Source organism: Mesorhizobium prunaredense, assembly GCF_900156895.1.
Lineage (GTDB): Bacteria > Pseudomonadota > Alphaproteobacteria > Rhizobiales > Rhizobiaceae > Mesorhizobium > Mesorhizobium prunaredense.
This window is the reverse complement of the sequence record NZ_FTPD01000002.1, coordinates 17,971-30,065: the sequence shown is the minus strand read 5'-3', so window position 1 is coordinate 30,065 and position 12,095 is coordinate 17,971. Positions and strand designations below refer to the sequence as shown.

Annotated in this window: 12 protein-coding genes and 2 tRNA genes; 9 read left to right on the top strand and 5 right to left on the bottom strand. The window is 60.2% G+C overall.

Features of this window, described 5'->3' with window-relative positions:
* The first annotated feature begins 130 nt into the window (after nucleotides 1–130).
* Both BQ8794_RS02370 and BQ8794_RS02365 read left to right on the top strand, forming a co-directional pair.
* Nucleotides 131–970 carry an ATP-dependent DNA ligase gene (locus tag BQ8794_RS02370; RefSeq protein WP_483189055.1) on the top strand — a complete coding sequence of 280 codons (840 nt, stop codon included), beginning with the start codon at nucleotides 131–133 and terminating at the stop codon, nucleotides 968–970.
* A gap of 73 nt (nucleotides 971–1,043) precedes the next feature.
* Nucleotides 1,044–1,286, top strand: coding sequence for a hypothetical protein (locus BQ8794_RS02365; protein WP_077372694.1), 243 nt, complete (start codon nucleotides 1,044–1,046; stop codon nucleotides 1,284–1,286).
* A 475-nt stretch (nucleotides 1,287–1,761) separates the two neighbouring features.
* On the opposite strand, the gene BQ8794_RS02360 is transcribed toward BQ8794_RS02365, so the two are convergent.
* Both BQ8794_RS02360 and BQ8794_RS02355 read right to left on the bottom strand, forming a co-directional pair.
* A complete protein-coding gene (locus BQ8794_RS02360; protein WP_077372587.1) occupies nucleotides 1,762–1,950 on the bottom strand; it encodes a hypothetical protein in 189 nt (62 codons plus the stop codon).
* A gap of 13 nt (nucleotides 1,951–1,963) precedes the next feature.
* Nucleotides 1,964–2,257 carry a helix-turn-helix domain-containing protein gene (locus BQ8794_RS02355; RefSeq protein ID WP_077372584.1) on the bottom strand — a complete coding sequence of 98 codons (294 nt, stop codon included), beginning with the start codon at nucleotides 2,255–2,257 and terminating at the stop codon, nucleotides 1,964–1,966.
* 92 nt (nucleotides 2,258–2,349) lie between these two features.
* Between BQ8794_RS02355 and BQ8794_RS02350 the strand changes: the two genes are divergently transcribed.
* Nucleotides 2,350–3,135: a hypothetical protein gene (locus BQ8794_RS02350; RefSeq protein WP_077372581.1), complete on the top strand. Its 786-nt coding sequence runs from the start codon at nucleotides 2,350–2,352 to the stop codon at nucleotides 3,133–3,135.
* Between the two features lie 6 nt (nucleotides 3,136–3,141).
* On the opposite strand, the gene BQ8794_RS02345 is transcribed toward BQ8794_RS02350, so the two are convergent.
* From BQ8794_RS02345 to BQ8794_RS02335, 3 genes are all read right to left on the bottom strand, one after another.
* A complete protein-coding gene (locus BQ8794_RS02345) occupies nucleotides 3,142–3,558 on the bottom strand; it encodes a hypothetical protein (protein ID WP_143744435.1) in 417 nt (138 codons plus the stop codon).
* A 111-nt stretch (nucleotides 3,559–3,669) separates the two neighbouring features.
* Nucleotides 3,670–4,197, bottom strand: coding sequence for a hypothetical protein (locus BQ8794_RS02340; RefSeq protein WP_077372574.1), 528 nt, complete (start codon nucleotides 4,195–4,197; stop codon nucleotides 3,670–3,672).
* An 83-nt stretch (nucleotides 4,198–4,280) separates the two neighbouring features.
* Nucleotides 4,281–4,355 (bottom strand) — tRNA-Asn (locus tag BQ8794_RS02335).
* 220 nt (nucleotides 4,356–4,575) lie between these two features.
* On the opposite strand from BQ8794_RS02335, the gene BQ8794_RS02330 reads away from it, so the two are divergent.
* The 6 genes from BQ8794_RS02330 (at nucleotide 4,576) to BQ8794_RS02305 (ending at nucleotide 11,745) form a co-directional block, all read left to right on the top strand.
* Nucleotides 4,576–4,836: a hypothetical protein gene (locus tag BQ8794_RS02330; RefSeq protein ID WP_143744434.1), complete on the top strand. Its 261-nt coding sequence runs from the start codon at nucleotides 4,576–4,578 to the stop codon at nucleotides 4,834–4,836.
* Nucleotides 4,837–5,161: 325 nt separating this feature from the next.
* Nucleotides 5,162–5,235, top strand: a tRNA-Cys gene (locus BQ8794_RS02325).
* A gap of 121 nt (nucleotides 5,236–5,356) precedes the next feature.
* The gene (locus BQ8794_RS02320) at nucleotides 5,357–6,025 is read left to right on the top strand and encodes a protein-L-isoaspartate O-methyltransferase family protein (RefSeq protein WP_077372571.1); all 669 of its coding nucleotides are present in this window, start codon (nucleotides 5,357–5,359) and stop codon (nucleotides 6,023–6,025) included.
* Between the two features lie 186 nt (nucleotides 6,026–6,211).
* Complete coding sequence (locus BQ8794_RS02315) at nucleotides 6,212–7,618, top strand: TolC family outer membrane protein (protein ID WP_077372567.1); 1,407 nt, start codon at nucleotides 6,212–6,214, stop codon at nucleotides 7,616–7,618.
* A 214-nt stretch (nucleotides 7,619–7,832) separates the two neighbouring features.
* The gene (locus BQ8794_RS02310) at nucleotides 7,833–8,741 is read left to right on the top strand and encodes a PopZ family protein (RefSeq protein WP_077372565.1); all 909 of its coding nucleotides are present in this window, start codon (nucleotides 7,833–7,835) and stop codon (nucleotides 8,739–8,741) included.
* Between the two features lie 220 nt (nucleotides 8,742–8,961).
* Nucleotides 8,962–11,745 (top strand): valine--tRNA ligase, encoded by a 2,784-nt coding sequence (locus tag BQ8794_RS02305; RefSeq protein WP_077372562.1) that lies wholly within the window; start codon nucleotides 8,962–8,964, stop codon nucleotides 11,743–11,745.
* The last annotated feature ends 350 nt before the right edge of the window (nucleotides 11,746–12,095 follow it).

Sequence of the window (12,095 nt, the reverse complement as noted above, 5' to 3'; positions counted from 1 at the left end):
ATGCATCATTGCTAATTTAGTAAAATGGTCATGGTCCGTTCTCCTAGCCATCAAATCGGATGAGCCTAGACTCGAACCTGTGCGTAAACGAGTGACTGCCGGTGCTGGCCGGCTAGAGTTTATTCCTCCGATGATGCCGACCTTGGTAGCCAAGCCGCCCCAAGGCGATGACTGGATGCATGAAGCCAAATTCGACGGCTACCGTTCCCAGATCATCATCGACGCCGGCGGTGCACGGATTTTCACCCGCCGCGGACTCGACTGGACCTCCAAGTACCGCGATCTGGTCGAGGCAGCCAAAGGTGTTAACGTACAGAACGCCATCATCGACGGCGAAGTCGTCGTCTTAAATGACGCTGGCCTTTCGGATTTTGCCGCGCTGCGCAAGGCAATCACCAGGCGCCAGCACGACCTCTATTTCGTCGCGTTCGATCTCCTGCACCTAAATGGCCACGACTTGCGCGACATGGCGCTTGAGGATCGGCGGGAAATCCTGGCCGGCCTTATAGGGTCCGACAGTCGCATCCAGTTCAGCGAGACGATGCCGGGCGAAGCCAACGCGATCTATCATCTGATCGACGCGGCCGGCCTGGAGGGGATGGTATCGAAGCGCAGGGACAGCAAATATCGCAGCGGCCCGACTACCAATTGGCTGAAGACAAAATCCTTCACCGAAAGCGAATTCGAGCTTCTTGGTGTCGAGCGCGAGCGGGGTAAGCCGGCCTTTGCCCTGATGGCCGAGCCTGGCACCCGCAAATACGTCGGCAGCGCTTTCGTCAGTGTCAATCGCGAGATGCGGGAACGGCTATGGAAGCGGGTCCAGGAACATGCCGGGCCGCCGCCCAAGGAAATGCCAAAGCGGCCGGCAACTCAGTGGGTCAAGCCAGGCATCAAGGCCCGCATCAAGCACCTACGTGGGGAGGAAGACCTTCGGCACGCGTCGCTGCAGGATTTTTGGGATGAGAGTTAGCGACCAGTGGCAAGGGATCAGCATTCAGGATTATATTCCTCCCGTTGCGGCGACCCCTTCAACGGAGATCGCTATGACCAGGACCAACCTTTCCAAGCAGCTTTCCCAGGCTGAAATCGACCGCTTCATGAGCGAGGCGGAGCGGCTACACAAGAGCATCGTTCAGCCGCTGCTATCGCCTACCAGCGACCATTACCGGGCGCTGCAAAGCACGCATGCAGCCTTGTTCAAGACGGTGAAGGATATCACCGGCAAGGATGTGCCATTCGTCCAGTGGAACACCACAGGACCGGTACGGCCTCCTACGGCCGGGTAGCGCCGGGCGGTTAAGTCACACGCCGGGCGCTGCTGCCCCCTACATCCTGATCTCGACATACGACAACAGGTAAAGGATCGCCATGGTCGCCGTCACGAGTATGACCCATAAGCCTAAGCTGCTCATGCCTCCTCACTTCCCGGCGGCTCGCTGTTGGGCACAGGGTGTTGGGATGTAGGGACGTCGGCCCAAGGCGCGGAAAAGGTCCGCCACAGGCACAAGCTAATATAGCCGAGATGCAGACGCCTATGGTGTGATCGCGGAAGGCGCTAGACGAAATCCATTGAGCGCAATTACATTAGACGGCTGATCCTGGAAAAGCCCGTCACAACCTACGTCGTGAGCGTGTTCGAAAAGCCGCATTGGCGTACGGTCTTGACCACCAAGGACAAGGCCAAGGCTGAGGCCATGGCGAAAGAGATCGGCGAGGGCGCACAGATCGAAGAAATCACCCCGAAAAAGAAGCGCTGAGATTCTAGCTGCCCCCTGCTTTGCTGAATACAACCGTGCCGTCGTCTTTGCGTACTTCCACCGCCACGATACCGTCATCCTGCTTTCGAGCAGGGAATGTCGCCAGGGCGTGATCTCTTGCGGCCTTCTCGGCATCGAAGGGCGTCTTTTCAACGATGCCCTGTCTCCCGTACCAAATCACCGTGAAGGCCATCGCTGCGCCGCTCCTACATCTCGTTGTTTTCGATGATGCCGGCTTCGCCTTCGCGCAGTTGTGCGGAGGGCGGCGCAGACTTCTTAAGCCGTACCCCGGCACCGCCACCATTCTCCGGGATGAACTCGACTCCGGCCGTTTCGAGCGCTGCCTGAAGGTCAAGCAGAGTGCGGTCATACGGCGCCCGCTTCCCAGCTTCGAAATTTGCAATTGTTGCCTTCGCCACCTTCGAAGCCATCGCCAGTTGATCTTGCGACCACCCGATAAGCGCTCGGCCGGCCCGGCATTGAGCCGACGAAATTCCCATTTTAATTAAACCTTGCACTAAAGATGTTGACTTCCTTAATCGGTTCAGCCTTATACCATTAGTGTAACATTATCGCAAACGAGGAAAATCTAATGCCGAACATCACTGTTCGGGCAGCCGCCGAAGGCATGCCCGCAATCAATCGCCGCCGCCTGCTTAACCTGACCGGGGCAGGGCTCGCTCTCGCCGCCACGTCCGCCGCCGTGCGCAACGCCTCGGCCGCGCCCGCACCTGCCGAGCATCCCGACGCCGAGCTGTTCCGGCTCGATCAGGAAATGGAGAAAGCCCACGCCCGGATGGAAACGGCGTCGGAATCCAACAGCGCACTCAGCGACAAGCTTGAAGCCTTGTTGCCGCCAAGGCCGCTTCATCCCACTGACTGGAAATCGCCGCTGATGCCGGCTCACCTGAAACAACTAGAGGATGATGCTCTTAAAACCATGTCCTTTCATGATGTATGCACCAAGGATTGGAAGCCGGAACCGGTTCGCGCATGGCGTGAGGAAATCAAGAGAGAAAAGGCGCAGGTCGAAGCCACGTGGGAGGAATGGTCGGCACTGAGAGACGAGCGGTACCGTGAGCACAACTATGATGCGCTGGAAGAGGCGTTCAACGCACATAGCAACGAGGAGTGGGAAATTGGCATGCGCATTTGCGCGATCCCTGCCCAGACGCTTGAAGGCATGGCGGTAAAGCTTCGCGTGAGCGACAGATTGGGACTGGAGGATTTTGCAGGTCGAGCATTTCAACGGCGGCGGCGCACAGGGGCCCGACTGCCGACACATGGGCGGAAGCCGAACGGCTTTGGAACGACCGCGGCAGAAGCGACAAGCACTAACCCGCCGCACACCAGCAAGCCCGCTGCCTCACGGTGGTGAGCTTTTTCATTCTCCAGTGTGGCACTTGTTGAAGAATGTCGACGCTGTCGGCAAATCGCCAAACGACGCCTTTCCGTACTGATTGAACACAAGGCCAGTGTCGAAAATTGTATCCATGTTGGATACGCCGCCAAAGGTGTAGGTCAAAGTCGTGTAGGTGCGATATCGATTTACAGTAGTCGCCGGAATTTTTTCTGATCCATAGACGATGACGCCCTGCGAACCGATTTCATCCGAAAAAATGTAGATCGTCTCTTTGTAGCCGATCTTGTCATCGACGGATCTAAAGGAGCCGTCATTCATTTGCGCGATGCTGTGGCCGGACCAAGAGCCGGACTCACATCTGACTACGTGCTGACCGGCGCTCGCCGGTTGCGCGACAGCAAGCAATCCAGCGAGAATGGCCCTCCTGGCGATACTCATTTACCCCCCCAAACACATCTTCTCTACGTCCCGTCCATGTCACGCGGACCTCCGATAGTCGCAGGAAGGTGCAGGAATGCAAGGAAGACCCCGTGTGTGAGGCCCGATTGCCTAGCGGATTGCATTGCGCGGGTTCTTCGTCGGCACGAGCGCGGCGTGATTGCCTGGACTAATGAGCTTGAAAAACTCCGTTCCCCATCGGTCGGCTTTCCGCATGTCGTCGATCGGAATTGCCTCAACAGTCATTTGACCGTCGGCCCATTTTTCAAAGAGCAGAAAGACGATGTAGTCAGGATCTTCTCTTAGGTGACCTGCGCAAGCCGCATGAGCAATTCGATTTCTGATCCTGGAAAAACGCTCATAAAGCTTCTTATGCCTCCGAAATATTTTGGCCACGTCTTCGCCATCAGGCAGCTGCTTCAATGTTTTGATCAGCTCGTTAAATCGGGCGGACGTCGACCAGCCTTCAAGGAGGAAAGCCGCATCGGACGTATCTATGTCCAAGGCAGTCCCAAGCATCGCTCCGATCGCACCGTCGATTTTGGCCCAAGTAAGAATCACATCGAACATGATGTCCCTGTGCTCAGGCAGTAGGGACTGCTCGACCGATTGTTCGCTGATGTCAGGCGTGTTCGGCAATGCACGTTGCCCCAAGTGTTGCCCAAGCAGGACTACTCAGGCCGGTGGGCGCTAAGACAATTCGACTAAGTGCTTGAATTTGTTGGCTCCCCGGGCCGGATTCGAACCAGCGACCAACCGGTTAACAGCCGGTTGCTCTACCACTGAGCTACCGGGGAACAGAGGCTCTCATGTGAGTGGCGCAGCCTATAGCAAACCCGTTTCGGCTTTGCAAAGAAGCATTTCGTATTTTTCGGCGCTTTTTCGCGCGACGATTTCTGGCAATCATGTGCGCGCGTCCTCATATGAGCCGTCTGGCGGGGTGCGCGGAACCGAAAAGGCGGTTGCGGCTTTCGTCAGCCGATGCTTTTCTTTGCCCGAACGGACCACTAACCAGACATGAGCGCAGCAAGCCACAACCACCCACCGGCACGGAAAATATCGGTCTTCGGCCGTCAGTTCACCATGCCGCGCTCGCGCGGCCTCAGGATTGCAATCGGCATCGTGCTGATCTTCGGCGGCATTCTCGGCTTTCTGCCGATCCTGGGCTTCTGGATGGTGCCGATCGGATTGCTGGTGCTCTCCTACGAGTTCGCTGTGGTGCGCCGCCACCGGCGCCGGCTCGTCGTGTGGTGGGAACGGCGGCGGCGGCCGAACTGATGGTTTGCACCGCGGCAAGCCTGAAGGGGCGTCTTTCCAGCTCGACTCAACCTGGCTAATGCCCGGACCTTTTTTTCCCAAGCCCTCGCGGCTCTCCTTGGGAATGGCGGGTCTTCTGCTTACGGGACGTCAGGGTCCAGGGCCCGGCTTCCCTTTGCCATACTGCGTGCTTACCAATTAACTAATATTTTAATTGCAGGATGCGTATCGACGATTCGATGCGTAGCATCATGGCGGAGGGGAAACCGTTCGGAATGCACCATGGCCGCTTGACGGCATTTTCGCCGCAACCTATTGGAACCGGGTGGAACGCCGGGAGCAATGAGGCCTCGTGGCGGAGTGGTTACGCAGAGGACTGCAAATCCTTGCACCCCGGTTCGATTCCGGGCGAGGCCTCCAGTTGCCCAAGCTCCCGCGCACCAGCGTCAGGAGGCTTGAGTTCCGGTCGACATGAGCCGCGGTCTTGGCGCGGCAAGCGGATTGATCTTGGGCAAATTGATTTGGGCGGATTGGGTGGAACATGAGCGCTGATTTTGCCGAACGTCGGGTGAAAATGGTCGACGGCCAGATCCGCACCACCGATGTGACCAGCGCGCCGCTGCTCGAGGCGATGCTTGTCGTGCCGCGCGAAGCCTTTGTCGCCCCAGGCCAGCGCGATCTGGCCTATATCGACGAGGACATCCGCATTGCCAATGCAGCCGACGGCCCACGCTATCTCATGGAGCCTTCGCCGCTGGCCAAGCTGATGCAACTGGCCGAGATCGGCCCTGGCGATTCGGGGCTCGATGTCGGCTGCGGCACCGGCTATGCGGCGGCGATCCTGTCGCGGCTGGCAAAGTCGGTCGTCGCACTGGAAAGCGATCCGGCATTGGCCGAGACCGCGATGTCGACGCTTTCGGCGCTGGGCTGCGACAATGTCAGCGTGGTCAACGGACCGTTGTCGGAAGGGCATGCCGCGGGAGCACCCTACGACGTCATTTTCATCGGCGGCAGCGTGGAGAAAGTGCCGGAACCGCTGCTCGACCAGCTTGCCGAAGGCGGTCGGCTCGTCGCCGTCGAAGGGCAGGGGAATTCGGGTGTGGCCCGATTGTTCCTGAAAAAAGGGGGGGTCGTAACCGGAAGAGGCGCCTTTAATGCGGCAATTAAGCCACTACCGGGATTCGAACGTATCCGTGCGTTCGAGTTCTGAGTGATTTTGGCTTGCAGCAAAGCCGTTGTCATGTTCGCTTGCGCTTGAACAATTGTTGCTGATCCGCACAACCGGGGTCTTCTTTTGGGGGCAGACAGCAGGGAACCTGAAACACACGGCGCCGGCTGCTCGAATGGGAGAAGCCGGCGCGGTGTGGTTCCCATGCAAAACGAATGAGGGAATAACGTGCCGTCTTTACGAAAGAGTCTTTTTGCCGTCCTCTTTTCGGCGACCGCGCTTTCTCCGCTAGGCGCCTCGGCGGAAACCATTCTCGGGGCACTTTCAAAAGCCTATCAGAACAATTCCCAGCTCAATTCGGCCCGCGCCGGCGTCCGCGTCACCGATGAGGGCGTTGCCATCGCCAAGTCCGGCTGGCGCCCGACCATCACCGGTTCCGCGAACATCGACTACTCCAGGGGCCATTTCGATGCCCGTAGAAATGAGCCCAACGTGCCCGGGCAGAACGGAAAAATCTCGATAACCACCGGCAACTTTGGCGTCCAGATCGACCAGACCCTGTTCGACGGCTTTCAGACCAGGAACAACGTCGCCGCCGCCGAAGCGCAGGTCCGCGCCTCGTTTGAGAGCCTGCGCAACACCGAAGAGAACATTCTGTTCAATGCGGCAAGCGCCTACATGGACGTGATTCGCGATCGGCAAGTGGCGGTGCTGACGGAGCAGAACCTGCAGTTCCTGACCGAGCAGGCGCGTGCGGCGCGCTCGCGCTTCGAAGTCGGCGAAGGCACCCGCACCGACGTCGCACAGGCCGATGCCGAGCGCTCCTCCGCCGTGGCGGAACTGGCCGCCGCCCGCGCGCTGGTGCTGGCAAGCGCTGCGACTTATCGCCAGATCGTCGGCGACGAGCCAGGCAGGCTCAGGGCCGCTTCGCCGCTGGCCAAGCTGTTGCCGTCGAACCTCGATTCGGCGATCGCGATCGCATCCGTTGAGCACCCGGCCATCCTCTCCACCCAGCATCTGGTCGACGCGGCGGCGTTTTCGGTGAAATCAGCCGAAGGCGCGCTGCTGCCGCAGCTTTCGGCTTCCGCCGGCGTTTCCAGTGACTATCGCAGATCCGATCCCCTCAGCAGTGGGGATGGCACAGAAAATACGGCCAACATCGGTGCCACGCTGACCATACCGATCTATTCGGGCGGGCGGACGTCGGCGATAGTGCGTCAGAACAAGGAATCGCTCAGCCAGGCCCGGATCGAGGTCGATGTCAGCCGCGACACCGTGCGGCAGGCCGTGACCTCGGCGTGGACGCAATATGCCGCCGCTCAGCAAACCGTGGTGGCCAACAGGCAGGTGATCGCCGCCGCGCAGCTTGCCCTGAGCGGCGTCATCGAGGAGCGCAATGTCGGCCAGCGCACCACGCTCGACGTTCTCAATGCCCAGGCCACCCTCATCACCGCCAAGATCAACCACGCCAGCATCGAACGCGATTTGGTGGTGGCGAGCTATGCCATCCTGTCGGCTATCGGTCGTCTTTCGGTCGATCGTCTCGCCCTTCAGGTAGTGAAATACAAGCCCGAAGAACATTACAATGCGGTCAAGGACAAGTGGATCGGCCTGCGCACGCCAGATGGCCGCTGATCACCTCACAAGTTTCAACTTCCGTCCAGTTTCAAGCTATTTAGAGCCCGCGCGTCCAAAAGGTCGCGCGGGCTCTAATCTGTTGAAATCCAACATGCCCTCAGATTGGGGATTCTCGTAAGTCGATCCGTGGGTTACGCTGTTGCCATGATTCGAATCCGGCTTTGGCCGGACAGGAAATCTGCAACGAGTCACAAGGGCGGCGGATGTGACGATGGCGACGGCAAGCAGCGTACAGCGCGAACCTTCCATGGAGGAGATACTGGCTTCCATCAGGAGGATCATCGAGGACAACGACACCGGCCGCAGGCAGCCGGACGAAACGGACGACCTGCTGCAGGATCTGACGTCGGTAGCTGTGCCGGCACCGGCGGCGGGCGGGGCGCCGCCGGAGTCAGGCGGGGCGCTGCCGGAGGTAGGCGGGGCGCCACCTGAGGTGAGCGCGTTTCGCGCCGAGCTGCGTCCGGGATTCGACGCCAGGAGGCCGGCCACGCTGACCGAGGTGCAGGCGCAACCGTCGGCCGTCGAGCCTGTCATCGCGCGCGTTGAGCCGCCGGTGCGTTCCGATCCGGCGCCGGTCAAATCGCCCGTGACGCTTGCTGGTGACAGGGTCGCGGCCGAAGCGGCCCCGGCCAACAAGCCGGAGCCGGATGCGCCTGCGACGGCAAGGGTTGCGGCGACGACCGACAGTATCGTTGCCGGGTGGCGGCGTGATATTGCCGCAATTAGCGAAGCGAAGACCGTGGCCAAGCCGGACAGGGCCCCAGACAGGGCTGAGCTGCGACAGACGCCGGATGCCGAACCGAAGGCCGAGGTTTTCGAGGACGCGGCCGAACCTGCCTTCGAGCCGGCCCCGCCGCGAAGCGGGTTGGCGCGCCCGGCGACGAGCGAGGCACCGTCCGCTCGTCCGGCGATCCTTTCCGAGCATACGGGCCGGCAAGTTGCCGCCGCCTTCGGCGAGCTTTCCGATGCGTTCGCCAGCCGCAGCAAGAAAACCTTCGACGAGATGGCCGAGGAGATGCTGAGGCCCATGCTGCAGGACTGGCTTGACAACAATCTGCCGACGCTGGTCGAGCGGCTGGTGCGCGAAGAAATCGAACGCGTAGCGCGCGGCGCGCAATAATAATTCCGACGGTCGACGGATGAGCCCCGCCGCTGGGGGCGACGTCTTCGTTGATGCGCGATGCAATGCCTACGGCCTCGGCAGTGGCATTGCCTGCGATCTTGTCCGATCTATCTGTATGGCAGGCGAGCCCGCTCGCCTGCCGCCTCGCGGTTGACTTGGCCAAAACCTTCCGATTTACACCGGACCAGCAAAAACCCGACAGCCCGGACGGCTTCCCATGCTCGAAAAAACCTACGACGCGAAAATCGTCGAGCCGAAGATCGCCAAAGTCTGGGAGGAGGCCGACGCGTTTCGTGCCGGCGCAGGCGCCGAGGAGGACGCGGAAGCCTTCACCATCGTCATCCCGCCGCCGAACGTCACCGGTTCGCTGCATATGGGCCATGCGCTCAACAACACGCTGCAGGACATTCTGGTGCGCTTCGAGCGCATGCGCGGCAAGAACGTGCTGTGGCAGCCCGGCATGGACCACGCCGGCATCGCCACGCAGATGGTGGTCGAACGCCAGCTTATGGAGAAGCAGATCCACCGCCGCGACCTGACGCGCGATGAGTTCATCGAGAAGGTCTGGGAGTGGAAGGCCGAATCCGGCGGCGCGATCTTCAACCAGCTGAAGCGGCTGGGGGCCTCGGCCGACTGGAGCCGAGAGCGTTTCACCATGGACGAGGGTCTGTCCAGGGCGGTGCTCGAAGTGTTTGTCACCCTCTTCAAGGAAGGCCTGATCTACAGGGACAAGCGCCTTGTGAACTGGGACCCGAAGCTGTTGACTGCGATTTCCGACCTTGAGGTCGAACAGCAGGAGGTCAACGGCAATCTCTGGCATTTCCGTTATCCCGTCGAGGGCGAGGTTTTTGATCCGGAAAATCCAAAAACCTTCATCACCGTGGCGACGACGCGGCCCGAGACGATGCTGGGCGATACGGCTGTGGCGGTGCATCCCGACGACGAGCGTTTTCGGCATCTGGTCGGCAAGAACCTCGTCCTGCCGATCGTCGGCCGCAAGATCCCGGTGGTGGCGGACCAATATTCCGATCCGGAGAAAGGCAGCGGCGCGGTCAAGATCACGCCAGCGCACGACTTCAACGACTTCGAGGTCGGCAGGCGCCACAAGCTGCCGGCCATCAATATCCTCACCGTCGAGGCGGCGGTCGCCCTCACGGACAATGACGACTTTCTCGCCGGGCTGGAGGTAACGCCCGAGCGTCAGGCCGTCTGGGATGAGCTCAACGGCCTCGATCGTTTCGTCGCGCGCAAGAAGATCGTCGAGCTGATGGAGGCGGGCGGCTTCCTCGAAAAGGTCGAGCCGCATCGCCATGCCGTGCCGCATGGCGATCGCGGCGGCGTGCCGATCGAACCGTTCCTGACCGAACAATGGTATGCGAACGCGGCGGAGCTCGCCAAGCCGGCGATTGCCTCTGTGCGCGAGGGCCGCACCAAGTTCGTGCCGAAAAACTGGGAGAAGACTTATTTCGACTGGATGGAGAACATCCAGCCCTGGTGTATTTCGCGCCAGCTCTGGTGGGGACACCAGATCCCGGCCTGGTACGGGCCGGACGGCCGCATCTTCGTCGAGAAGACCGAGGAGGAGGCGCTCGCCGCCGCAATCGAATATTATCTGGCGCTGGAAGGGCCGTGGAAGGCCTGGGTCGAGGACAAACTCGAGAATTTCAAGCCGGGCGAGATCCTGATCCGCGACGAAGATGTGCTCGATACATGGTTTTCCTCGGCGCTGTGGCCGTTCTCGACGCTTGGCTGGCCGGACCAGACGCCGGAGCTGAAGACCTACTACCAGACCGACGTGCTGGTAACCGGCTTCGACATCATCTTCTTCTGGGTCGCTCGCATGATGATGATGGGCCTGCATTTCATGGGGGAGGAGCCATTCCACACCGTCTATGTCCATGCGCTGGTGCGCGACAAGAACGGGCAGAAGATGTCGAAGTCGAAAGGCAACGTCATCGACCCGCTCGATCTCATCGACGAATATGGCGCCGACGCACTGCGCTTCACGCTGACGGTGATGGCCGCGCAAGGGCGTGACGTGAAGCTCGATCCGGCTCGTATCGCCGGCTACCGCAACTTCGGCACCAAGCTGTGGAACGCGACGCGTTTTGCCGAGATGAACGACGTCGCGAGAAACGACGATTTCTGGCTGAACGACGCCAAGCTGGCGGTCAACCGCTGGATTCTGACCGAACTGACACGCGCGGCACGCGAAATCACCGATGGCATCACTTCATACCGGTTCAACGAGGCTGCGGGCGCGGCCTACCGCTTCGTCTGGAACCTGTTCTGCGACTGGTACCTGGAACTGTTGAAGCCGGTCTTCATAGGTGCGGACGAGGCTGCCAAGGCCGAGAGCCGGGCTTGCGTCGCCTTCGTGCTCGACGAGATCTACAAGCTGCTGCATCCGATGATGCCGTTCATGACCGAAGAGCTGTGGGCTGAGACATCAGGTGAGGGCAAGGAACGGCCGTCGCTGCTTTGCCATGCCGCGTGGCCGTCGCCCGACTTCGAGGATGAGGCAGCGGCCGCCGACATCAACTGGCTGATCGACCTGGTCTCAGGCATCCGTTCCGTGCGTTCGGAAATGAACGTGCCGCCGGCGGCGATCGCGCCGCTGATGGTGATCGGCGCCAATACCGCAACCCGCGAAAGGCTTGAGCGTCAGGCATCGGCCATCAAGCGACTGGCGCGGGTCGGCGACATCTCGCTTGTCGATACGGCGCCCAAGGGCTCCGCCCAGATCGTGCTCAACGAGGCCACCATCTGCCTGCCGCTCGGCAGCCTGATCGACCTTGCCGCAGAGGCGGCGCGGCTGCAAAAAGAGCTGGTCAAGGTGACCGAAGAGATCGCCCGCCTGCACAAGAAGCTGTCCAACGACAAATTCGTCGCCAACGCGCCGGAAGATGTCGTCGAAGCCGAGCGCGAAAAACTCGCCGAGTATCGCGAGGCGCAAGAGAAGCTTTCGGTGGCGCTGACACGCGTGCGCGAAGCCGGTTGACCCATCTGTGGTATGGAGCGGATTTGCCAAACCGGCCTCCGCTTTTTGCGCGCCTGATGCTCAGGATTCGCGAGTCCTGCGAACGCGCTTTTCGGGCGGCTTCCTGTACTAAAAATAGGCGTTCCGCAGCGTAAATCTTGACGTAAACGTAATGTTTTAGCCCCATTGTTGCCATAATGTAACAATGGGGGCCTTTCTTCGCAAAACGGCTCGTTTTGGCGTCTTTCCAGGCAAGTTTTCTGAATTTTTGTCGATTTGCAGCCAAACGAGCCTTTTTCCGGCTTTGCTGTGGAAGCTGTCACTTTGTCCGAAATGCGGTCGGCGGAGGCGTACATGTATGCATCGAGAAT